Annotated in this window: 22 protein-coding genes; 17 read left to right on the top strand and 5 right to left on the bottom strand. The window is 46.4% G+C overall.

All coding sequences use genetic code 11. The features are described 5' to 3' along the window. Positions 1 to 37 precede the first annotated feature (37 nt). The 3 genes from OIU26_RS15635 (at position 38) to OIU26_RS15625 (ending at position 2,651) form a co-directional block, all read left to right on the top strand. Positions 38 to 1,120, top strand: a complete 1,083-nt coding sequence (locus OIU26_RS15635; protein ID WP_264217337.1) for a DUF294 nucleotidyltransferase-like domain-containing protein — start codon at positions 38 to 40, stop codon at positions 1,118 to 1,120. After that, positions 1,117 to 1,854 carry an exonuclease domain-containing protein gene (locus OIU26_RS15630; protein ID WP_019686911.1) on the top strand — a complete coding sequence of 246 codons (738 nt, stop codon included), beginning with the start codon at positions 1,117 to 1,119 and terminating at the stop codon, positions 1,852 to 1,854. The genes OIU26_RS15635 and OIU26_RS15630 overlap by 4 nt, the downstream gene beginning before the upstream one ends. 173 nt (positions 1,855 to 2,027) lie before the next feature. Then, positions 2,028 to 2,651 (top strand): TlpA disulfide reductase family protein, encoded by a 624-nt coding sequence (locus tag OIU26_RS15625; protein ID WP_264217336.1) that lies wholly within the window; start codon positions 2,028 to 2,030, stop codon positions 2,649 to 2,651. Positions 2,652 to 2,713: 62 nt separating this feature from the next. Here the strand turns inward: OIU26_RS15625 and cimA are convergent, their stop codons facing one another. After that, a complete protein-coding gene (gene cimA, locus OIU26_RS15620; protein WP_264217335.1) occupies positions 2,714 to 4,330 on the bottom strand; it encodes a citramalate synthase in 1,617 nt (538 codons plus the stop codon). A 293-nt stretch (positions 4,331 to 4,623) separates the two neighbouring features. On the opposite strand from cimA, the gene OIU26_RS15615 reads away from it, so the two are divergent. From OIU26_RS15615 to OIU26_RS15605, 3 genes are all read left to right on the top strand, one after another. After that, entirely contained in the window at positions 4,624 to 5,904 is a 1,281-nt protein-coding gene (locus OIU26_RS15615) for a DNA polymerase IV (protein ID WP_013370505.1), read from the top strand. Between the two features lie 161 nt (positions 5,905 to 6,065). After that, positions 6,066 to 6,308: a ferredoxin gene (locus OIU26_RS15610; RefSeq protein WP_013309730.1), complete on the top strand. Its 243-nt coding sequence runs from the start codon at positions 6,066 to 6,068 to the stop codon at positions 6,306 to 6,308. A 162-nt stretch (positions 6,309 to 6,470) separates the two neighbouring features. Beyond that, a complete protein-coding gene (locus OIU26_RS15605; protein ID WP_264217334.1) occupies positions 6,471 to 7,901 on the top strand; it encodes a L,D-transpeptidase in 1,431 nt (476 codons plus the stop codon). Between the two features lie 27 nt (positions 7,902 to 7,928). Here OIU26_RS15605 and OIU26_RS15600 read toward each other — a convergent pair whose 3' ends face one another. Continuing rightward, positions 7,929 to 8,075: a hypothetical protein gene (locus OIU26_RS15600; RefSeq protein WP_013370508.1), complete on the bottom strand. Its 147-nt coding sequence runs from the start codon at positions 8,073 to 8,075 to the stop codon at positions 7,929 to 7,931. Between the two features lie 218 nt (positions 8,076 to 8,293). On the opposite strand from OIU26_RS15600, the gene OIU26_RS15595 reads away from it, so the two are divergent. The 3 genes from OIU26_RS15595 to OIU26_RS15585 are packed head-to-tail and all read left to right on the top strand — an operon-like array spanning position 8,294 to position 10,805. Continuing rightward, positions 8,294 to 9,388: a quinone-dependent dihydroorotate dehydrogenase gene (locus OIU26_RS15595; protein WP_013370509.1), complete on the top strand. Its 1,095-nt coding sequence runs from the start codon at positions 8,294 to 8,296 to the stop codon at positions 9,386 to 9,388. A 34-nt stretch (positions 9,389 to 9,422) separates the two neighbouring features. Then, the gene (locus OIU26_RS15590) at positions 9,423 to 10,235 is read left to right on the top strand and encodes a GTP pyrophosphokinase (RefSeq protein WP_264217333.1); all 813 of its coding nucleotides are present in this window, start codon (positions 9,423 to 9,425) and stop codon (positions 10,233 to 10,235) included. Then, entirely contained in the window at positions 10,236 to 10,805 is a 570-nt protein-coding gene (locus OIU26_RS15585) for a DUF309 domain-containing protein (RefSeq protein WP_264217332.1), read from the top strand. It abuts the gene before it with no gap. Positions 10,806 to 10,890: 85 nt separating this feature from the next. Here OIU26_RS15585 and OIU26_RS15580 read toward each other — a convergent pair whose 3' ends face one another. Next, positions 10,891 to 11,418, bottom strand: a complete 528-nt coding sequence (locus OIU26_RS15580; RefSeq protein WP_013370512.1) for a thioredoxin family protein — start codon at positions 11,416 to 11,418, stop codon at positions 10,891 to 10,893. A gap of 163 nt (positions 11,419 to 11,581) precedes the next feature. On the opposite strand from OIU26_RS15580, the gene OIU26_RS15575 reads away from it, so the two are divergent. Both OIU26_RS15575 and OIU26_RS15570 read left to right on the top strand, forming a co-directional pair. Beyond that, positions 11,582 to 13,249, top strand: coding sequence for an RsmB/NOP family class I SAM-dependent RNA methyltransferase (locus OIU26_RS15575; protein WP_264217331.1), 1,668 nt, complete (start codon positions 11,582 to 11,584; stop codon positions 13,247 to 13,249). Then, positions 13,246 to 14,028: a pseudouridine synthase gene (locus tag OIU26_RS15570; RefSeq protein ID WP_126665738.1), complete on the top strand. Its 783-nt coding sequence runs from the start codon at positions 13,246 to 13,248 to the stop codon at positions 14,026 to 14,028. The genes OIU26_RS15575 and OIU26_RS15570 overlap by 4 nt, the downstream gene beginning before the upstream one ends. 124 nt (positions 14,029 to 14,152) lie before the next feature. On the opposite strand, the gene OIU26_RS15565 is transcribed toward OIU26_RS15570, so the two are convergent. Further along, a complete protein-coding gene (locus OIU26_RS15565; protein ID WP_013370515.1) occupies positions 14,153 to 15,334 on the bottom strand; it encodes a GGDEF domain-containing protein in 1,182 nt (393 codons plus the stop codon). Between the two features lie 205 nt (positions 15,335 to 15,539). On the opposite strand from OIU26_RS15565, the gene OIU26_RS15560 reads away from it, so the two are divergent. Then, a complete protein-coding gene (locus OIU26_RS15560) occupies positions 15,540 to 16,664 on the top strand; it encodes a glycosyltransferase family 4 protein (protein WP_013370516.1) in 1,125 nt (374 codons plus the stop codon). Here OIU26_RS15560 and OIU26_RS15555 read toward each other — a convergent pair. Further along, complete coding sequence (locus tag OIU26_RS15555; RefSeq protein WP_013370517.1) at positions 16,661 to 17,767, bottom strand: YkvI family membrane protein; 1,107 nt, start codon at positions 17,765 to 17,767, stop codon at positions 16,661 to 16,663. The genes OIU26_RS15560 and OIU26_RS15555 overlap by 4 nt on opposite strands. Before the next feature lie 141 nt (positions 17,768 to 17,908). On the opposite strand from OIU26_RS15555, the gene OIU26_RS15550 reads away from it, so the two are divergent. The 5 genes from OIU26_RS15550 to OIU26_RS15530 all read left to right on the top strand — a co-directional run bounded on the left by OIU26_RS15550 (position 17,909) and on the right by OIU26_RS15530 (position 20,426). Further along, positions 17,909 to 18,514 carry a DedA family protein gene (locus OIU26_RS15550; protein ID WP_025676945.1) on the top strand — a complete coding sequence of 202 codons (606 nt, stop codon included), beginning with the start codon at positions 17,909 to 17,911 and terminating at the stop codon, positions 18,512 to 18,514. A gap of 85 nt (positions 18,515 to 18,599) precedes the next feature. Then, positions 18,600 to 19,172 carry a xanthine phosphoribosyltransferase gene (locus OIU26_RS15545; protein ID WP_013370519.1) on the top strand — a complete coding sequence of 191 codons (573 nt, stop codon included), beginning with the start codon at positions 18,600 to 18,602 and terminating at the stop codon, positions 19,170 to 19,172. 101 nt (positions 19,173 to 19,273) lie between these two features. Further along, the gene (locus OIU26_RS15540; RefSeq protein WP_013370520.1) at positions 19,274 to 19,618 is read left to right on the top strand and encodes a hypothetical protein; all 345 of its coding nucleotides are present in this window, start codon (positions 19,274 to 19,276) and stop codon (positions 19,616 to 19,618) included. A 140-nt stretch (positions 19,619 to 19,758) separates the two neighbouring features. Further along, the gene (locus tag OIU26_RS15535) at positions 19,759 to 19,980 is read left to right on the top strand and encodes a hypothetical protein (protein ID WP_014599639.1); all 222 of its coding nucleotides are present in this window, start codon (positions 19,759 to 19,761) and stop codon (positions 19,978 to 19,980) included. A 116-nt stretch (positions 19,981 to 20,096) separates the two neighbouring features. Beyond that, a complete protein-coding gene (locus tag OIU26_RS15530) occupies positions 20,097 to 20,426 on the top strand; it encodes a carboxymuconolactone decarboxylase family protein (protein WP_013370522.1) in 330 nt (109 codons plus the stop codon). The last annotated feature ends 141 nt before the right edge of the window (positions 20,427 to 20,567 follow it).

Raw genomic sequence — 20,567 nt, 5'->3', positions numbered from 1 at the left:
TAAAGAGCCAGTATGGATGAGCGGAGGAGATGGAAGTATGGAACTGCAAAATATGGCCCCTTGGATGAGTTCCGCCGAAGCGATTGATCATGCAGACACACCTGAGTCGTTAAGGCAGGCCAGGGTTGATTCCCAGAAATGGCTGCTGGCTTCCCAAGCCTCCGCTCCGTTATCAGACTGGTTACGAACGGCGAATGAAATGCATGACCGCATCGCGGCCAGAGCGGTACAAATGTGCGAAAAAGGGATGGTTGAGGATGGCTTCGGCCCTCCTCCCGTCCCTTACGCATTTATAGCCTTCGGTAGCATGGGACGCTCGGAATCGACGCTGTGGAGTGACCAGGATAACGGTATGATTATCAGTGACCTTGTGTCTGCTGATAAAGAATTGTATTTTAGCGAGTTTGGTCGCAGAGTCTCTGCAATGCTAGAACATTTGGGGTATCCCAAATGCGAGGGGAAAGTGATGTGCTCGGAGCCATTGTGGCGCCATACATTGACTGGATGGCAAGAACAGCTATCAAAATGGTCGGAAGATTTTTCCTGGGAGCCGATTCGATATCTCATTATCTCGTCTGACATGAGACATATCGCAGGCGACGAGCAATTGTCTGTGGAATGGAAGCAAAGCTTTTATAAGTTGTTCCGTAAATATCCCGACCTACCTTCAGCGGTACTTAGGAACACGGTAAGGCATAAAGCGACACTTAATATTTTAGGTCAGATCGTTACCGAGCGGTTCGGTGAGCATGCAGGCGATTTTGATGTGAAATACGGGTTATACATTCCGTTGGTGAACGCCGTCCGTTTTTTGGCATTGCAACATGGTGTAGAGGAAACTTCCACCCTGAAAAGACTCAGGCGTCTCGCATCACTTGAAGCGGCACCGTTGCCTTTACTCGATGCTTGCGAGCGAGCCTTTCGGATCGCACTTCAGCTTCGAATGGCTACTCCGGCGAGGGAGAAGGACGGGTTGCTGATCAGTAATGGCTATCTGGCTGTCAAGCCGTTGAAGCAAGGTAAAGGCTGGCATGAGCTGCGCGAGGCTCTTTCAACAGTACGACGGCTGCATCGTGCGTTGCAAAGGCAGCTGCGATTTATGGAAGGGAGAAGGTCATGAAAGAACCAGCGCAGGGAGGTGGCTTCTGGAGTGCCCTCCGCAGAGGAGGAGTGCCGTCGGCAATCGCATCTGTAATGGGGGCTCCTACGGCTCAGCAAATGGCGTTTATTCGGTCCTTAACGCGGGAACAACGGCGTTCTGAAGTATTGCGTACCCCACTGGAGCGTTTGGAGACGGTAGTTTTTGATCTGGAGACAACGGGATTTTCGGCACAGCATGGAGATGAGATTTTGTCGTTTGGAGCGATTCGGGTAGTCGGGGATGTAATTATGGAAAAAGAGCAGTTTTATACGCTTGTGAATCCGCGGACCGAGATTCCTGAACAGATTACTCGGCTAACTGGGATTACCCGGGAAATGACGGATGGAGCTCCGCCGCTTATGAATGGACTGCATGACTTTATGTCCTTTGTAGGTGGGCGGGTGCTTGTAGCGCATGCTAGCGCTCATGATAAGGCCTTTTTAAATGCTGCGTTATGGAAAACATCTAAAGTTCAGTTAACTCACCGTGTACTAGACACAATGATGCTCGCCAAATGGCTGGAGCCACAGCAACACCAAACCTATAGTTTGGATGAATTGCTGGCCTATCAATCCATTCCGATTGAAGGGCGGCATCATGCGTTAGAGGATGCGAAGATGACGGCTAAGCTTTGGGTGGCGTATGTTCAGGAAATGCTGAAGCGTAATGTGACCAATTTGGCAGATGTCTACGCGCATTTGAGTCATGCCTGATTCAGTACAAGGTATAGTATCTGACACCACATCATAACGGCAAGTTCGCGATTTTCGTGGGTTTGCTGTTTTTTTTGTGTCCTGTTCAGATTTAGAAGGTTAGAGGTGGGAATCGTAGGGGCATCCTATGGGAAGGATGAAGATCATTTAGATGAAAGACAGGTGATAAGACTGTGAAAAGATTTCTTTTCATCAGAGCGATAATTGTGCTGGTTATGGTTGGGTCTTCATGGTGGATTATTGCAAACACAGTCTATTCAGCAAGCCTGCCTGTGGAAAATGCACCACTGGAAGAAAAATATAAAGGTGAGAAAGAGCTTGATGTTGAGAAGAATGTAGGGACTGAATCAGCAGCAGAGGTAATAAAAAGAATCAAACCTGGGCAACAGCTTCCTTCTATGATTTTAAAGGGGTTAAACGGCAAGTCCTACGATGTAGGGGCTCCGCGGAATAAAGCGATGATCATTAGTTTTTGGGCTTCATGGTGCGATCCGTGCCGATTAGAAGCCCCCATGCTGAATGAATTGTATAGTAAATACAAACATGATGTAGATGTGTATGGCATCAATGTAACTCGCTATGACCGGTTGGAGGATGTGCAGAAGTTTTCCCGTTCTTTGAACCTCAAATTTCCCATATTATTGGATGAACAAGGAGCGTTGTTTGAACAATTTGGAGGAGTGGCTTTTCCGACTCATGTAACGATTGATGACCATGGACGGGTACGAGAAATTATAATCGGCATGCTCAGTGAACGAGAGTTGGAGTGTAAAATAGAAGCACTTTCAAAAAAATAAGGTGACTTTGGGGGCTGATATAGACCTCCAATTTCACCTTATTGTCTCATTGTAGTAGTTGATTAGTGGTTAACTAATCCGTGATGAGTAAGCTCTGTTTGTTCATTTTTTGGAGTTGGTGCTTCCAACAATGCATAACGGAAGCTGTCCAAGAGAGCTTCCCAGCTAGCTTCAATAACATTTTCGGATACGCCTACGTTACTCCAGACGTCCTCGTAATTTTTGGACTCAATGAGTACGCGTACCTTGGCGGCAGTGGCGTCTTTTTCGTCGAGTACACGCACCTTGTAGTCAGCCAAATGCATGTCTCGCAAGGCTGGGAAATACTGAGAAAGAGCCTTGCGGAGTGCATTATCAAGTGCGTTGACAGGACCATTTCCTTCAGCTGCGGTATAGACACTTGTCCCTGCAACATTCAGCTTTAAGAATGCCTCGGAGACGACCGATCGCCCCGCTGTTTTTTCCACCAGCACCTTAAAGGATTCAAATGAGAACATTTCCTTCACTTCACCGCCGGCTTCACGAATAAGCAATTCCAGCGAAGCATCCGCGCCTTCAAACTGATAGCCCTGATGCTCAAGTTCCTTGATACGACTAATGACGCCACGTGCCTCATCACTGGACGGATCAAGGGTGATGCCGAGTTCTTGCGCCTTGGATACAACGTTGCTTTGTCCGGCCAGTTCGGAGACCAAGACCCGCTGCTTGTTCCCCACAAGTTCAGGAGCGATGTGCTCATAAGTTCGTGAGTCGCGCAGAATAGCTGACACGTGAATGCCCCCCTTATGGGCAAAAGCAGCATTGCCAACATAAGGCTGGTTGACAGGCAGATTGACGTTGGCGACTTCACTCACAAAGCGAGCTGTATTGTGGAGTTGTTTTAGCTTCTCGGGATCTAGACAGTCGTAGCCCAGCTTAAGCTGCAAGTTCGGAATGACGGAGCATAGGTTGGCATTACCGCACCGTTCACCATAGCCGTTGATGGTACCTTGGACCTGTCTTGCGCCTGCTTGAATTGCACTGAGTGAGTTGGCTACTGCTAATTCGCAATCATTGTGTGTATGAATGCCCAACTGTGACTTCGTTAGCTGGCTTTGCAGTGTAGTGACAATTTCATGTATTTCATGCGGAAGGGTACCGCCGTTGGTATCACACATCACGAGCCAATCCGCGCCTGCTTCCTCAGCTTTTTTCATAACGGCGAGTGCATACTCGGGGTTGTTTTTATATCCGTCAAAAAAATGCTCGGCATCAAAAATAACCTCCATGCCCCCTTGCTTTAAAAAGGCGATGGAGTCGTAAATCATAGACAGATTTTCCTCCAGCGTTGTCTGTAATGCAGTGTGTACATGAAAATCCCATGATTTACCGACCAGAGTAGCGGCCTGAGCGCCGGATTCCAGAATCCGTTGCAGATTGACATCCTGCGCTGCGATGCTATCTTTGCGGCGCGTACTGCCGAAGGCGACAATCTTTGCCTGAAGGCCTAGTTCTTGTACCCGTTTGAAAAATTCGATATCCTTGCTGTTGCTCCCGGGAATCCCGCCTTCAATATAGTGAACACCGAGATCATCGAGTTTTTTGGCGATTTTCAATTTGTCATCAGCAGACAAGCTAATTCCTTCTCCTTGAGTGCCATCTCGCAGCGTTGTGTCAAAGATAGAAATAACGGTGGACATGAGGGACTCCTCCTTCGCGGATTGCTCAGATTGGTAATGCTCTGCTTTTTTAAGCACATTAATTTAGTTGTTTAACGCTTAAAAACAGGAAAGCGTTAGTTTGTCGTGTTCGTATGATAGTCGATTATAACAACTAATGACTTCAAATGTAATATATAATTATCATTTTTGAGCGCAAAACCTATATTTTTTATGTAAAATAGAAATAGTATGCAAGGGTGATTTAAGTATAAAATCAAAGGACATATTCTTGATCTAACGAATGAATTTATAGTTAAAAAGAAGGGTTGAGCATGAAAGATGTCAGTGCTTATTATCCGGTTGGTGGACGAGTTATTCTGCATGTGGATATGAACGCATTTTATTGTTCCGTTCATGCAGCGGAGGAGCCGGAAAAATATAAAGGATTGCCTACCGCAGTGGCAGGCAGCAGTGAGCTGCGCAAAGGTGTAATTGTAACTTGCTCTTATGAAGCACGACGATTGGGCATTTCAACAGGGATGGTTGTTCAGCAGGCTCGTCGGATTTGTCCGCAGCTCATCATAATACAGCCTGATTTTCATTTATACCGTCGTTATTCCAAAGCATTTATGAGTATTGCTTACTCGTATACGCCTATGCTGGAAGCAACTTCAATTGATGAGTGTTATCTAGATATTTCCGGTTCCAAGCAGTTTGGAACACCTTTGGATATTGCCGAGGAGATTCAGCGTAGAGTAGAAGAAGAGCTAGGCTTGCCTTGCTCAATTGGGGTAGCACCCAACAAACTGCTAGCCAAAATGGCCTCTGATCTGAAAAAGCCACGCGGGATATCTGTTCTACGTTTGCGTGATGTACCCAACATTTTGTGGAACCTTCCATGTGGTCAATTGTTTGGTGTGGGCCGCAAAACAGCAGATAAGCTTCTACAAATGAACATTCGCACCATTGGTCAACTGGCTAAGGCAGATGAACACATGCTGGTTAGCATATTTGGGGTAACTGGTTCTTGGTTAAAATTGGCGGCAAACGGAATTAACCATTCTCAAGTCAGCACTGAACGGGAGCCGAACAAATCCATCGGTCACACAACCACTCTGCCTATGGATGTAGTAAAGTTGGAAGAAGCCCAAAGAGTACTGCTTAACATTAGTGATCAGGTAGCTCGGCGGCTTCGACGACAAGGGATGCTGGCAGGAGGTATCCAACTGACGATTCGGACCCCGGATATGAAGACCTTTACGCGTTCTCAAGTCAGGAGTACGCCTACGGAAAGTGCAGAAGACATATATAAGGAAGCTTGTGCATTGTATCGTCGCCATTGGGGAGAGGATAAGCCAGTGCGTTTGTTGGGGATTACGCTGCAACAGCTCATTCCAAAGGAGGAAGCGGCAGTTCAATTAGATCTATTTGAATACCAAGACCAGCCTAAAAAAGAAAGTTTACTGAAAACGATGGATGCGCTGCGCGATAAGTTTGGTGAAAATGCAATTTTGACTGCGGGGATGCTGGGAGATGATCCTTCAGTACTTCTTCGTAATTCAAAGCTGCGCGGAACTTCGCTGCAAAAAGACAATCTACCTACTCCAGAGTGAACATAGGGGAGAATGATGGTCAGTATCAGTAACACACGTTATAAGCGTTTTTTGCATGAAGGATAAAGGAAAATAATTTGTAATAATTTTGGGTTTGTATTAATATGTGAATAGAATGCAAAAGCTGGTTTGTTCGATTGTATAGGAGGAAGAGAAAAGTTATGGCTAAATACACTTGGGTAGAAAAAGATACATGCATTGCTTGCGGAGCCTGCGGCGCTACAGCACCAGACATCTATGATTATGATGATGAAGGTTTGGCTGAAGTGATCTTTGAAGGGGATGCAAACCAAGGCATCAAGGCGATCTCAGAAGACCTGTTTGATGATATGCAGGATGCTTGTGACGGTTGCCCTACAGATTCCATCAAAGTTGCAGACGAACCGTTCAATAAAGAAGGTTAAGTGTAAGTTTTTTGGACAGGCATAGCACCGTCAGCATGCTTTCACCGTATAACGGTGAAAGCATGCTGACGGTGCTGTTTTTTTTATGTGCTGTCCATCAGGCCCATTGTGACCGATATACATAATAGTAAGCATGCAAGATTACACGATCAGGAGGATCCGATGGACCATTCGCCTCATCTTAAATCGTATGTCAAAAAGCACCCTGATAATAAAATGGCCTGGTATTTACTCGGTAAGGAGTATGAAAGCAACGGTCAGGAAGGCAAAGCAAATTATTGCTTCAATCGTGCAGGAGAAGTGTTCGAAGCCTTTGAGCATAAACAGATTCCGGCAGACGTATGGATGGAATATCAGGATAAACTGGTTCAGATGTCCAAGGAGAAGGAGCGGAGAACCGCTCGAACACGTCATCTTTTAACTGCCTTAATGGTACTTCTGCTCATCTGGGTCCCTTCAGCCAATTCACCGAGCACTCCACTTGAGAACGCATCCGTTCCATCCGGAACTGAGCATGCAGCGATTGATCATGTCGAAGTTGCGAAAGTGGCTACTGCAGATCCAAAGAAGAGGGCACAAAATGGTGAGCCTTATGCTGGTGGTGTGTTTACAGCTCAAGCCAGGCAAGGAAGTGGGGCTGGAACAGCGCTTACGGATATGTTGGCAAAGACGAGTCAAATGCCGTCCAAGACCACAGTGCTGGGCATGGAGCAGAGTGGGGCGTGGCTGATCTGGAGAGAAGGCATGAAGCCGTTACTTAGTGTACAGAACAGGGGAAACGGCGGATTAGCTATTCAGTCTTACGACGCCGCTGCATGTGCTTGCAAGCCGTCGGACAGTGAGAAACTCCGCATAAAAGGTCTAAAATGGGCTGCCGGACAGGAAGAGCTGGCTGTGCTGAATAGCGCCATGCGTGCTTATCGCTCGCAGCATCAACGTCTTCCCCAGAGTCTTGAGGAACTGACCCGAGATTTTCCCAATAACACGATGTACGGTACGACAGACGGGATGAAGAAGGCTTTTACACCTATGCGCAATTTACTTGCTTCTCCAGCACAGGGAACAGGGAAGGCAGGAGATCAGAACGCTGGCTCAGCGGCTGAAAGCAGTCTACTGCTGGCATCGTCATTGCACGGACGGCCTTTTCTGGGGCAACCGCTACGAATTGTGGTAGACAAATCCAAACACAGGCTAGCAGTGGTGAGCGGCAATATACTTATTCGCAATTATCCCATCGGTTTGGGCGGAGAAAGAACACCGGAAGGGAAATTTGTGATTACCGATAAAGTCGTAAATCCGAACGGCAAATCCAACGGTGAGTTTGGCAGCCGTGGTATGCAACTGTCTGCAACAAATTATGCTATCCATGGTACGAACGAACCAGATAGTATCGGCAAAAATGAGTCGCTGGGTTGTGTCCGCATGGGGAAGGAAGACGTGGAGGAATTGTTTGCACTCGTACCTTCAGGTACGGAGGTGGTTATTGGTAACGGGGGACTGCCTGATCAAGTGCTTGTACCTGGTCCCCGATTTACGAGTGAGCCGCAGCACGACCAGACGAATCCCCACAAAACCTATCACTGGCTAAATTAACGTTTTGATGCCACTGCTACTTGTTGTTTAACGAGTTCCTGCTTGTGCTAAAACAATGACCAGAACAATCACAATGATGAGTAGAACAAAGCTGACGGCGGTCCAAACAATCGCTTTCTTGTTCACCTCATCCTTTTTCTTTTGCAGACTGGGCGGTTTGCGCTTGGTCTTCATATCAGCAATCCCTCTTTTCTTGCGGGCTAAGATCCTGTCTTACTATGTCCATTGTAAATGGTTTGATTATACATTTTCAATGACATCTCCATGACAACTGAATTGTTCTGATATTGGACCTCGCAAATTACTTTCTTTTTGGTATGGAAAAAGCTAAACTATTTTGTAGAGATGTTTTTTTAGGATTGTGCAAGGGCATAGAACGGAGTGGATGAATCGTGTTGTATCGAAGGATTGCAAAACCTGTTTTTTTCAAAATGAGTCCAGAGAGGGCCCATCATGTAGTCATTGACGGCTTAAAGCATGCGGGCTCACTTCCCGGTGGAGCAGCGACGTTGCGAGGGATGTATGGAGTCAAGGAAACGGAAGATCTTGCCGTTGATCTGTTTGGTATTCATTTTCCCAACCCGATTGGACTGGCTGCGGGACTGGATAAAAATGCTGAAGCGGTTGTCGGTTTTTCTTCCATCGGTTTTGGTTTTATGGAAGTAGGCACGGTGACACCTGTCGGACAGCCCGGCAATGATCAGCCCCGGTTGTTTCGACTGCCTCCCGATGAGGCATTAGTCAATCGGATGGGCTTTAACAATCTGGGTGCTGAGAGCATGGCCCAGCGTTTGGCTACCCTTAAACATCGACCTGTGCCGATTGCTGTTAATATCGGTAAAAATAAAGTCACGCCAAATGAGGATGCCCATAAGGACTATGAGAAGTGTATTTCCGCACTGTATCCGTATGCGGACTTCTTTGTAGTAAATATTAGTTCGCCCAATACCCCGGATTTACGAAAACTCCAGCATGGCAGTGAACTGAAGTCGTTACTGGAAGCGGTTCGGGCAGAGATGGGAGTTCAGGCGACAAAGTATGGTAAAGCCAAGTCTGTACTGGTCAAAATTGCACCGGATGTATCGGACGAGGAATTGGAATATATGACGGATGCGATTGCAGCCAGCGGAGTGGATGGCATTATTGCGACGAACACGACCATATCAAGGACGGGTCTGACGCATCGAAATGCAAGTGAAACCGGAGGATTGAGTGGTAAGCCGCTACGTGACCGTTCCACAGAGGTCATTGGACGGGTATACCGCCAGACGGAAGGGAAGCTGCCTATTATTGGATCAGGCGGTATTTTTACCAGTCGTGATGCCTATGACAAAATTAAAGCAGGCGCTAGCCTGATTGAAATTTATACAGCATTGATTTACGAAGGGCCGGAAGTAAACCGGGCTATACATGCCGGTCTGCGTGAGCTGCTTCGAAAGGACGGCTTTAGGCACATTACCGAGGCTGTTGGTGCAGCTCATAGATAAAAAAGTGTTGTCGGAAGAGACAGGAGGTACGGGGATGGACGGAAGAGACTGGGGAACATTTTTGCTGCCATACGATCAGGCGGTGGAGGAACTTAAGGTCAAGTTCAAAACAATGCGTGCGGAGCTGAAAAAGCGCGAGGAATACGCTCCTATCGAATTCGTAACTGGACGGGTTAAAAAAATATCCAGCATCCTCGATAAGGCGAAGAGATTGCAGGTTTCACCTGATCAGCTGGAGACGGGGATCGAGGATATTGCCGGCATTCGCATCATGTGTCAATTCGTAGAGGATATTCGGCGGGTAGCCGAATATATTCGAAGACGTAAGGATTTGACGGTATTGTATGAAAAGGACTATATCACCAATTATAAAGATAGCGGCTATCGCAGCTTTCATATGATTGTGGAGTACCCGGTTCAGACAGCAGTGGGGTTAAAAATTGTGCTGGCCGAAATTCAAATCCGTACGTTGGCTATGAATTTTTGGGCAACCATAGAGCATTCTCTTAGCTATAAGTATCGTGAGAGCTTGCCGGATGATATGCGGACCCGGTTGAAAAAGGCGGCTGAGGCAGCCTTTGTGTTGGATAATGAAATGTCTTCCATCCGTCTTGAAATATTGGAAGCGCAGAAGAAGTTCGAGGATGAAGCCAATATCGTATCCAAAGTCCTAACAGGCATGCACCGTCTTTATTTCTACCATAAAATTAGTGAAACGATTGAGGCGCAGCGCAGATTTAATGAACTGTGGGAGCGGCACGACATGGAAGGAATCAAGCAGCTGCATGATGAGGTCAAGGAGATGCTGGAAGCTTCAACTAAGGAAGAAGACAGGGATGAGTTTTAAATGGTGAACCCTTCCTATGAACCGTTGTACGTAACTTATTTGGTATACTTCAATCGGGATCGGGATTACTTTGAATGTCATGAGGTACTGGAAGAGCTGTGGCTTAAGCTGGACCGAGACCCTGTATATAAAGGTTTGCTGCAAATTGCTGTAGGACTGTATCATTTTCGTAATGGTAACTATCGTGGTGGATACATGATGCTGGACAGTGCGGTACATAGGCTGGAGCATGCTGCTTCGCACGCGCTGGGCATTAATATGGCGAAGCTGGTAGATGAGGCGCGCGCTTGCGCTCGGCAGCTTGCTGAAGCTGTTATGGAAGGTTCGGAAGAGCTTCAACGTCAACCGCCGGTTTATCGGGATTTGACGATTGAAATTGTCGAGCCCGGGCTGCGTCAGGCCGTGGAGAAGGCATTATCATCCGTTCCAGTCAACATCCCTCAGCAGAGAGGTCCTCGGCGTGGGGAAAAGCATGAGCAGCGTCAGCAGGCGCTGGAAGCTTCGATTAGGCGAAGACAGGCCGCTGGGAGCTTACGCTCAGCTACAGTGGAAACGAAGGATGCGCCTTGATGTTGTAGCGCATAATAAACGAGCAGCCCGATCCGTTTTATAGGGATCGGGCTGCTTTATCATTGTCAGGTGTGAGGACATTTGTCTAAGAGGTTACGTTCTTTTTATATTTCTCAAAGAAGGCTTTGAAATCGTCGAGTGTGTATCCGTTGTCTGAAGGACTTTCCTTCAATCCACCTACCATACGTTCCTTTTCCACGCCTTTTTCGTAATAAACAAGCGTAGGAGTATACTCAATCTTGTACTTGTCCCAGCCAGCCTCATACTCACGCAGGTTAAATTCGTGCATCGTGATGTTCTCCTGCTTGCTCAAAGGCATGAGCTTGGGAGTGGTGGCACGGCAGTGAACACAGTCAGACGCGAAATGATAGACGAAAAAACTTTCCTTTTTGTCAATTTTACTTTGTAGATCTTCTGGCTTAATAATTTGCTGATAGTTTGGATCGTTCAGCAGTTCCTGGGTAGTAGGACTTAACGAGGCTGTGGAAACGCCGTACAGCTTGTTTTTAGTGCCTGAGTTTAAAGCGAGCAGCACTCCAAGCAAAATGATAAGCACAACAAAAAAGCCAATGACAGGTATAAGCTTTTTTTTGTTGGATTTTTGTGCGTTCAATGGAATCTCTCCTATCAAAATCTAAAATATGTAACTATGAACCTCATTATTATACAACATTACAGCTTGTAGTGAAAGTTTGTAAATCACACAGATATTGCCGGCTAACAGGTTGATTATGGTACAATAAAATTTATTTTAACAGGACAGGATGATTACGATTATGGGTGTACAGCTCCCCACAGCATTTGTAAAGCGCATGGAGCAACTGCTCGGCGATGAATTTGAGGCTTTTATGGCTGCCTATGACCACACGCCCCATGCTGGGATTCGTGTCAATACATTAAAAATTCCAGTAGAGGACTTTAAGGAACGTCCTCCGTTCGAACTGCGGCCGATTCCGTGGTGCGCCACAGGTTTTTACATTCCGCACGGTACTAAGCCTGGACTTCACCCCTACTATCATGCTGGGTTGTACTATGTTCAGGAACCGAGTGCCATGTCTCCAGTTGAACTGCTCAATGTAGCTCAGGGTGAAGCTGTTTTGGACTTGTGCGCTGCACCGGGAGGGAAATCCACCCAAATCGCAGCCAAACTGCAAGGAAGCGGCATACTGGTGACCAATGATATTAGCGCCGATCGAACCAAGGCGTTGGCTAAAAATGTGGAATTGTACGGTGTGCGTAATGCCGTGGTATTGAATGAGAGCCCTGATCGTATCGCAGATGCTTTTCCTCATTTTTTTAACAAAATTTTAATTGACGCACCTTGTTCGGGAGAAGGCATGTTCCGTAAGGATGAGGATATGGCCAAACAATGGGAGACACACTCGGTGGAAAAATGTGTGGTCATGCAACGGGACATTTTGCGTGTAGCGGCCTCAATGCTGAGCGATGGGGGGAGAATTGTCTATTCGACCTGCACCTTTGCCCCGGAAGAGAATGAAGGAATGATTGCGGAATTTCTGGAGGCTCATTCCGATTTTAACGTAGTCCCTGTTCCTTCGGAAGCAGGCTTTGCACCAGGCCACCCGGAATGGATGAACGAAGAGATTGCATCGGCACATCCCGAACTGCGGGGTACAGCACGCCTCTGGCCGCATCTTGTAGAGGGGGAGGGCCATTTTATCGCTGTATTGCAGCATCAGGGTGGTGCTCGTGTCGGTTCGACAGCAGATCTTACTGAATCAGGGGATCTGGCTCCATTTACGAACAAGAATGACAGAACATTAAACATAGAAGCAGCGTATCCGCAGAAGAAGCAATATTTGCCCGTCAAGGAAGTGCTAGTCCCAAGTGGCCAAGGAAGGCGTGCGACTGATGAGCCTAAACGAACCGGAAAAGGAATGGGCGGAAAGTCAGCCAAAGGAAAGAACACGCGCGGCTTTGATGGCAGCAAGTCACGTATGGGCAAAGAAAATGTAAAATCTGCTGCACGCTCCCCGCATGATGTGCTGGAGTCCTATCATCAATTTGTTCAGGAGCAGCTGGAGGTTTCATTTGCAGGCTACACGGTGGTCTACGGAGATCGCATTTATCAGTCGCCGCTGGCATCACATCGTTTGGACGGCCTTAAGGTGGTACGTCCGGGCTGGTTTATGGGAACCGATAAGAATGGTCGTTTTGTACCTTCACATCCGCTGGCGGTGGCTTTGCGCCCTTCTGAGGCGGTTAGGAGCATCAACCTCTCTAGCTCGGATGCTGAAGCCATCCGGTATTTAAAAGGTGAAACCTTGTCCATCCCTGTTGAGAGAATAGAGCTTCGAAATGAAGTCCAACCCAAAGGCTTTACTCTCGTGTGTATTGATGGTTATTCGGCCGGGTGGGGCAAATGGCAGGACGGCATGCTTAAAAATGAATATCCTACAGGCTGGAGGTGGACATCGGTATGAGTGGAAAAGGAAGACAAACTCAGCGTTTGGACAAAATTTTAACCCATATGGGATATGGTTCCCGTAGTGATATCAAGAAACAGGTAAAGCAAGGTATGATCACGGTAAACGGACGGACCATCAAAGATAGCGGCTTACAGGTTCATCCATACCAAGACCAAATTGAAGTGAACGGAGAACTGGTTGTATTTCGGGAGTTTATTTACATCATGCTGCACAAGCCTCCAGGTGTCATATCCGCAACCGAAGATACGAGGGAACGGACGGTGCTGGATTTGCTGAGTGCGGAGGAACGACATTTTGAGCCTTTTCCAGTAGGGAGGCTAGATAAAGATACAGAAGGCTTATTGCTGTTGACCAACGACGGCAAGCTGGCGCACGAACTACTGTCTCCACGGCGTCATGTCCCCAAAACGTATGAAGCTACGGTGTCGGGGCATGTCACGGAGGAGGATATTCTTCAATTTACAGCAGGAGTGGAACTGGACGATGGGTATGTCACCCTACCCGCGCAGTTGACGATTCTTCGGCATGAACAGCCGCATCAGGCAGATGGAGAAGTCACTTCCTATATTTCGCTCGTAATCCATGAGGGTAAGTTTCACCAAGTGAAGCGCATGTTCGAGGCGGTTGGTAAAAAGGTGACCTACTTGAAAAGAACAGCCATGGGGCCATTGAAGCTGGATGATCAGCTTCCACTGGGCAGCTATCGAGAGCTGACTAGCGAAGAACTGGCCTCGATCGGCCGTGATATAGCATCCGCAACTTCAGAAGTTTAATGAAGAGATTAAATACAAATGACGCACAGGCTCGTATGAGATTCCTGTGCGTCATTTTATGATATAGACAACCAGACAGAGCAGTATTCATAGGCAGTCTTTGATAACGAATCGAATTTGCGAATTATTGTGCGCGTGCTGCCCGACTTTGCTTCACTTCCGCTGCCTTATAAGCTGTAACCTTGTTTTTGCCTGTCGTTTTGGATATGTACATGGCTTGATCGGCCTGTTTGACGAGTTCATCCGGGTTTATTTCCTTCTTTGCTGTACTGTGTCCGACACTGATAGTGACGATGCTTTCCTCAGCGACACGTTCGCGGATTCGTTCTGCGACCTGCGCCACCTTGGCCCGCCGATCCACAACCATTGCGACCAGTTCCTCGCCACCGTACCGTCCGGTCAGCCCGATTTCATCCAGTTCCTCCTCCATAATTTGTGCGACCTGCTTGAGAACCTCATCCGCACGAGCATGGCCCTGCGTATCATTCAGCTTTTTGAAATTGTCAATATCGCAAAAAATGACCGACACGCGGATTCCCTGGTCCATATATCTCCGTAATCTTCCCGAAAAATATTTACGGTTATACAGCCCTGTGAGGCCATCGGTGATGGAAGAACGATAAATCCTTTGGAGTAGCTCCACAATCCGTTCAAACAGAATGATGAATAACGTAGTGTAGTACAACAATGGTAAAAATGACATCCACAGGACTGTGCTTGACCCGTTTGCTTCTTCAGGGATGTCATTTTGCAGCCAGAGAAAACCAAGCCAGAGCGAATAAGTGAATAAGCCTGCTATAAATTTTTTTGGTTGTCCGATCCGTGGGGTGATGAACAGAAGGCTTAATATAAGCACCAACACTCGATAAAACAGAGTGAATCCAACCAATTTCACTGAGCTGATCCAAGTGGGCAACAAACCTAAAGTCCAAGCCATTACCGGCAGTATTAATAACGCAGCCAGCAACAGCAAGGCCCATTTTTCCACACGCTTTAGTTTTCGGTACAGCTGAAATACAGCGGCATTGATGAGCAAGAAGGCAAACGCCTCCAGCGCATTTTTCCACACGATTCCCTGCAGTTGCATTTGGCCGCCGCCTGCCGAATAGAGATTCATCGCTTCATATGTCATAATAAAAATAGCGGCAACCGAAAAAAGGATATAGGCTTTTTTTCGTTGTCTGCTATATATGATCACGCACATTAGCGCCATCATGAGTATAATATACAAACCGCAGGCTGCACTTATAGCCCCGGCCAGAGATGGGGAGCCCAAGGTTCCCAATAAGGACAACAACGTCAACATCACCGACTCCATTTGTAAAATTAATCTATCTATTGAACAGACGATATCGTTCCGATACAATAGACAGGATTTATTGCAGTTAAAATGTTATAATTTTCTTTTGTGCCTAACATTTATTCTCAATATATCATCTTTCAGAAAATCCGGAAACCTATACATATATCCTGTGTTCCGGGCAGTTTAATGCTTGAAAGGGGAAGCACTCATGAAATTGCTACAGGCTCTCTTTTTCCCACCCGAGCAACCGGGAGGCGTTTCATCCATGATTCCATATTTGCAAGAGCGATTTACGTCCCCCCGTTGGGAAATGGAGCTATTTTCAATCCCTAAACGGATTCGTAACAAGGGTAGGGACGAAGTAATCTTTGATACCTTCGACTGGACGAGATATGAGCAATATCCAATTGTTCAAAAATATATTCAGACGTACCGTGATTATTTGTGGTGGACTCGGCTTCGTATTCAGAAGCCCTTTGACCTTATTCATGCTCATCATCCGATTGCCGGGCTCGCTATGAAAAACGTATTTCCAGATATCCCGCTCGTACAGACGATTCACTCTTCCTATGAGAAGGAGTTAATTCTAAACGGGAAAATAGAGGAGAACGGGCCTGAACACCAATTCTTAGTGTCATTGTACCGAGAAATGGAGCATAAGGCGGATCGCCTGATAGCAGTATCGCAATCTTTTCAGCATTACTTAACACCTTATGTACAGCATCCGCAAGATGTTGTGGTTATTCCAAATGGATATGATGAGAAACGATTTAAGCCCATTCCTCACGAAAATGAAGTGACACAGCTCATAACCGTTTGCCGACTTGTTCCCGCCAAAGGGCTTGATATTCTATTACAGGCTTGCGCTGAGCTGAAAAAAAGAAATCAGGAATTTGTACTCCATATCATTGGAGATGGTCCGATTCGACCTGAGCTGGAAGAGATGGCGCGACAGCTGGATATATACCATGAGACGATTTTTTATGGATATACTCTTCATCCTGAAGAGTTTATGCCTTTCTTTGATGTATTCGTATTGCCTTCGCGGGCGGAGGCCTTTGGCTCCGTATTTGCAGAAGCGGCGTTGAGCTGTCTGGCATTGGTAGGTACAGAAGTAGGGGGAATACCGGAGCAGATTGAGGATGGGGTAAATGGTCTGCTCGTGCCACCCGATAATCCGAAGGCACTGGCAGACGCATTAGAAAAGGTCATCGCTGACCCTGCCTATCGTTATGAACTGGCTAGATCTGCCTGCGACAAGGCTAAATCAAGCTATTCTTTAAGTCGTGCTGTTAACGAGCTGAAGAAAATGTATTTGAAATTTCCACACTAACCATGACGGGTATCACCTGGTTTGGAATCAGAATGTCGAAAGCTGGAACGAGGACGTGAGGAGCGGAAAGGTCTTCCGCGTCCTGCTAAGATCAGTTTACTAACCCACATTAGACTGAGCATTCCGAAAATAGGATAAAGAACAGATAACAGTGAGCTGAAGCCGAACTGACTGATTAAAAAACAGGTGAGCATAATGAATAATGTAATGAGCTTGGGCGAAATTTGGACATGCTGACGAATTTGTAGACTGACTCCATAAATGTCGGCTACAAAGGTACTGAAGATCTCCATGAAAATGAGTAGAATGTATATGATTTCAACAAGGGCGCCTAGACGGTAAGCGATGCTTCCCATAGGGATTTCAAATTGCTGAATGCCTGGCATTTGCGCTGACATGACAAAATGTGCAGCCATCAGCATAAAGCCAACACCAATTCCGCCCAATACACCGCCCCAGCGGATGGTTTTGCGGGAGAAAGTTTGACTGCCTAGAGGGACAAGCACGGCCTGAGCCATAGCCAGATTGAAGGACGTATATAGGAGTGGAGAGATCCATGTTCGTAGCGCACTGTGGTCTGTTGTATTCGTGATAAAGCTTTGTGGATTGGGCATGGAAAGGGTGCTGTGAACGAGCAAAAGAGATATGGTGATCATCAGCGGGACAACAATGGTGTTCATATGCAAAATCGCTTTAATACCTTTATTCAGCAGCAAGTAAGTTCCGATTAATGTAATGAGCAGTCCTGTTTGGTAGTGTAGGTGAAGGTGCTCCACAAAAACAGAGCCGGCTCCTGCCAGCATGACACTGTTCACGCCAATTAGCACAATAAGCGTGAATATGCTGATCCATTTTCCAGCATTGGCACCAAAAAGGTGTTTGTTCAGATCCTCGTAGGAGCGGGCTGAAATATCATGAGCAATCAGCATCATTTTCGTACCCAACCATACAAATACAAGTGTGGACAGCATAATGGTGATTGTAGCCCAACGTCCATATTGCGTAAAAAATTGCAATATTTCTTGTCCGGTAGCGAACCCGGCACCGACGATTGTACCAATGTATGTAAAAGCAATCTGAAAAACATGAATATTACGTTTCATTCCCAGTCCCCCCTTGCTTGCTTGAATAACGCTGCAGCGAGCATATAATACAAACTATGTTCAACTGAAATGGGACATGACTGGATGAGACTGAAAATAATTATACTGAATTTAATGAATAGCTTGACGGGAGCGTAATTTATGGGTCAAATCCTTGCATGGATACTGGAATATGGATATTTGGCGATGTTCGGCTTGCTTGCCCTTGGAGTAGCTGGTATGCCGATACCCGACGAAGTGCTAATGATCGCCTTTGGCGGGCTCGTGTCTCAAGGACACTATAACTTTATTGCCGCGCTGGCAGTCACATTTTTCGGTAGTATGACAGGCATGATGCTTAGCTACACATTGGGTCGCCTGCTGGGCAAGCCACTATTGCACCGATACGGTAAATGGGTGAGGCTTACGCCCTCCAGGATTGCCTCTTCCGAAAATTGGTTCGGGCGCTATGGTACCTGGGGAATTTTGTTCGGGTATTTTGTCCCCGGATTGAGACATGTATCATCCTATCTGGCAGGCACAACCCGTCTAGGTGTTTTTCGCTATATCGGCTATGCATCGGCAGGAGCTTTGCTGTGGTGCGGTACATTTTTGGGGATCGGACATGCGGTAGGCATGCACTGGGAACAGGTGGCTAAGCTGATGGAGAAGGTGACGCACCGGGTAGGTTTGATCGTTATTCTTTTAATCGTTTTGGGAGGAATCATCGCATGGTTCTGGAACAAACGTAAAAAAAATATCACATGAACGCATGGAAAGCAGGCTATAGCTTGAAAGCGGCGGGTGAAGTATGGTACTTTTACCGCATAGGAATGCCGTGGGAGGTCATGGAATGGAAGTATTAAAGAAACGAATTTTAAATGAAGGCGTGATTGCGTCAGATCAGGTGCTAAAGCTGGATGGATTGCTTAATCATCAGGTTGATCCAGAGCTGACAATGGAAATGGGACGAGAGTTCGCAGCCCGTTTCCGGGAAGAGAAAATCACCAGAGTAGTGACCGTGGAATCCTCAGGCATTGCCATCGGGTTTGCGACAGCGTTGGAGTTGGGTGTACCGTTAGTATTTGCTCGTCGTAAAAAGACTTTATTAGCTGATCCAGATGCGCTGTGTGAGCGTGTACCTTCGTTTACAAAAGGTATTGTCACAGATATTATGCTGTCTCGTCAATTTATTCATGAGCATGATCGTGTGTTGTTCATTGATGATATTATCGCTAATGGCGATGCGGCTCGAGGCATGGTTAAAATTATTCAACGCTCTGGAGCGGAGTTGATTGGATTCGGAGTTGCGGTTGAAAAAATGTTTCAAGCTGGAGCGAGAACCATCCGTGAGCAGGGCATCCGTGTAGAATCATTGGTTAAAATTTCATCGTTGGCTGACGGTAAGATAGAGTTTGCTGAATAGTAATAATTCAAAACTCCGGATCCTTATTTCTAATAATAACCTTTGCATGAGCATCAATTTCGCTTATAATATATATAAGGTTTGGGAGAGGAGGCAGCAACATGGGGAATGAACAATTGACCGAACAGTTTTTTCTGGAAAAACTGGCAGCGGCTAAAGTGCATTTTGAACGCGCCTTGGATTGTAAGCATACGGAATTCGACGATTTGTATCCCTATATGATTGAACATCCTCAGTTTTTTTGGTATAAACGCTATGTGGCCTGGTCTGAGTTGTTGACATTGGTTAACCTATGCGAAGAATTGTCTTTCTCTTGGAAAGAAGAATTTACTGCTCACCAAGTGGAGTATGTAGAACAGCGAGTGTTGTCTGCACAAGTGCTGGACTTCTGGTACGAGAAGAACGATACAAAAGAACATGATCACAGTGTAAATCAGTCGGGATAATTTGTTGCTCTGTTGGCAATCCATATAAGTAGTAAGCGGAAGAGACCTAAATGATTCGTTTAGGTCTCTTTTTAAACTTTTTTCATGTATATAAAATTATGGCCGTTGTGTTGAAAAAAATGGACAAGGAGGGGACATGGATGATAATGGACGAAGAATTGGATGCTTATCGACTTTCTGGTGAAAAGGTACGCGTCGTACGCGATGGATTGGAGTCCAACGATGTGGTTGGCATTGTACTGGCATGGGATGATGAACAGGTGCTTATTCGCCGCCAGAATCGACGTGTGGTCAAGTTGGATCGCAGCTATACATACCAGCCGTTCAGCGAGCCGCGTCACAATCCGATAGAACTGGATTAAGAAACGAGTTCTAATGGGTATTGGATAAAAAAACTGGGTGCTTCATTAGGCATACAGAAACTCTAAACCGGACACAGTAATGAAGCAAAACTCAACAGAGAGGGCGTGCTGTGTTAATGACGGTTATGGATGAAAAAGTACATGCATACAAGGATCAAATCAGCCATTTGGAAGATAAGTTGCCCGAGGTAGTTCATGCCTATCATCGCTTTACCGGAGAATGCTTTCAAGCCGGCAGTTTAGATGAAAAAACCAAGCAACTGATTGCGCTAGGAATTGGATTATTTGCCAACAATGAGGTGTGCACGTTTTATCATGTGAATGAGGCGCGTTCCAAAGGAGCCAGTGATCAGGAGATTATGGAAGCCGTTGCTGTAGCTGCTGCAGTTGGTGGAGGACATGCTCTAAGTCAAGGGGTTACACGTGTACAGAAGGCGCTACATTAAAACGAATCATCCATACAGATAACTCATACTCGAAATAGGGGAAATAGATTGATCTGAACAAATGATAGTGATGTTTATGGAAAGAAGCTTCCGAGCACAGTTAGTGCCTGCGGAAGCTTCTTTTTGCATGTAGTGCGGGGA

It is taken from the genome of Paenibacillus sp. BT-177 (genome assembly GCF_025846815.2).
GTDB lineage: Bacteria > Bacillota > Bacilli > Paenibacillales > Paenibacillaceae > Paenibacillus > Paenibacillus polymyxa_C.
This window is presented reverse-complemented; position numbering and strand designations above follow the sequence as displayed.

Coding starts and splice junctions, on each gene's coding strand:
- OIU26_RS15585 (WP_264217332.1), top strand. CDS start 10,236: ATGGTGAACCCTTCCTATGAACCGTTGTACGTAACTTATTTGGTATAC.
- OIU26_RS15545 (WP_013370519.1), top strand. CDS start 18,600: ATGGAAGTATTAAAGAAACGAATTTTAAATGAAGGCGTGATTGCGTCA.
- OIU26_RS15615 (WP_013370505.1), top strand. CDS start 4,624: ATGAAAGATGTCAGTGCTTATTATCCGGTTGGTGGACGAGTTATTCTG.
- OIU26_RS15630 (WP_019686911.1), top strand. CDS start 1,117: ATGAAAGAACCAGCGCAGGGAGGTGGCTTCTGGAGTGCCCTCCGCAGA.
- OIU26_RS15590 (WP_264217333.1), top strand. CDS start 9,423: ATGGACGGAAGAGACTGGGGAACATTTTTGCTGCCATACGATCAGGCG.
- OIU26_RS15565 (WP_013370515.1), bottom strand. CDS start 15,334: ATGTTGACGTTGTTGTCCTTATTGGGAACCTTGGGCTCCCCATCTCTG.
- OIU26_RS15605 (WP_264217334.1), top strand. CDS start 6,471: ATGGACCATTCGCCTCATCTTAAATCGTATGTCAAAAAGCACCCTGAT.
- OIU26_RS15550 (WP_025676945.1), top strand. CDS start 17,909: ATGGGTCAAATCCTTGCATGGATACTGGAATATGGATATTTGGCGATG.
- cimA (WP_264217335.1), bottom strand. CDS start 4,330: ATGTCCACCGTTATTTCTATCTTTGACACAACGCTGCGAGATGGCACT.
- OIU26_RS15635 (WP_264217337.1), top strand. CDS start 38: ATGGAACTGCAAAATATGGCCCCTTGGATGAGTTCCGCCGAAGCGATT.
- OIU26_RS15610 (WP_013309730.1), top strand. CDS start 6,066: ATGGCTAAATACACTTGGGTAGAAAAAGATACATGCATTGCTTGCGGA.
- OIU26_RS15575 (WP_264217331.1), top strand. CDS start 11,582: ATGGGTGTACAGCTCCCCACAGCATTTGTAAAGCGCATGGAGCAACTG.
- OIU26_RS15570 (WP_126665738.1), top strand. CDS start 13,246: ATGAGTGGAAAAGGAAGACAAACTCAGCGTTTGGACAAAATTTTAACC.
- OIU26_RS15555 (WP_013370517.1), bottom strand. CDS start 17,767: ATGAAACGTAATATTCATGTTTTTCAGATTGCTTTTACATACATTGGT.
- OIU26_RS15530 (WP_013370522.1), top strand. CDS start 20,097: ATGACGGTTATGGATGAAAAAGTACATGCATACAAGGATCAAATCAGC.
- OIU26_RS15560 (WP_013370516.1), top strand. CDS start 15,540: ATGAAATTGCTACAGGCTCTCTTTTTCCCACCCGAGCAACCGGGAGGC.
- OIU26_RS15535 (WP_014599639.1), top strand. CDS start 19,759: ATGATAATGGACGAAGAATTGGATGCTTATCGACTTTCTGGTGAAAAG.
- OIU26_RS15540 (WP_013370520.1), top strand. CDS start 19,274: ATGGGGAATGAACAATTGACCGAACAGTTTTTTCTGGAAAAACTGGCA.
- OIU26_RS15600 (WP_013370508.1), bottom strand. CDS start 8,075: ATGAAGACCAAGCGCAAACCGCCCAGTCTGCAAAAGAAAAAGGATGAG.